1 protein-coding gene is annotated in these 1,055 nt (G+C 41.5%); it reads right to left on the reverse strand.

Translation table 11 applies throughout. The annotated features are described in order from the left end of the window. The coding region (locus tag PGRAN_RS15190) for a VaFE repeat-containing surface-anchored protein (protein ID WP_036068526.1) at positions 1-1,055 on the reverse strand (1,055 nt) is incomplete at both ends.

Genomic DNA, 1,055 nt, shown 5'->3' on the forward strand with positions numbered 1-1,055 from the left:
TCAACAAGGCTGATTTCTTCTTCTGGACTTGGGCTTTGTGTGCCTGTTTCTTCGTCACGTAATGTTGTGCCGATTTCTGGTGTTTTGATTGTTACTGTTTGTCCTTTATCATTGATGTCTTCATGCGTAACTACTTCTTTCCCGTTACGCATTAATTTCTCGAATACTACTAGGTCCGTACCATATAAATCACTTGCGTCAAATGTGAAGGCTACTTCTACAGAGCCATCTGCGTTTTCTGGTGTGAATGTTGTTTCGCCGTGTACTTCTTCCCCTTTTACAAGAACTGGGGCATTTGTTGCTTTGTCCATCAAAATTCCTTGTAGCGTGTATTCCTTGCCTACGATTAAATCTTTGTATTCTACTACGTCGATAATCGTTACTTCGTTGTCTGCATTTAGCTCTTTTTCACCATTTTGGTCCGTTGCTGTTGTACCGATTTCTGGCGTTTTGAACGCTACGGTTTGATTCGCATCGTTGATATCTGTATGCACGGCTATTTCTTTGTTGTCAGTATACAGGCTTTCAAATGCTACTACTTCTTGACCTGCTAGACCTTTGGCGTTAAAAGTAAATGTCACTTCTACTTCACCATTTGCTGTTTCTGCTGTAAATGTTGTTTCTGCTTCTACTTGCTCACCGTCGATCATGAGCGGTGCTTCTGTCGCTTTGTCCATCAAGATTCCTTTGACCGTGTACTCACGACCTGGAATTAAATTTTCGTATTTTACAACGTCTACTAATGTTACTTCCTCTTCCGGACTTGGTGTTTGCGTTGCTGTTTCTTCGTCGCGCAATGTTGTTCCAATCGCTGGATCTACGACTTTAATTGTTTGTTTCGCGTCATTAATATCTTGGTGGACTGCTACTACTGCACCGTTTAATTTCAATGCTTCAAACACAACGATGTCTTTCCCTTTTAATTGGGACGCGTCTACTGTAAATTCGATTTCTTCCGTGCCATTAGTATTCGCTGGACTGAAAGCTTTCGTCGCTGTTACCGTTTGTCCGTCTACCAATAATGGTTGATTCGTTGCTTTGTCCATCAAAATTCC

Source organism: Listeria grandensis FSL F6-0971, from assembly GCF_000525835.1.
GTDB classification, from domain to species: domain Bacteria; phylum Bacillota; class Bacilli; order Lactobacillales; family Listeriaceae; genus Listeria_A; species Listeria_A grandensis.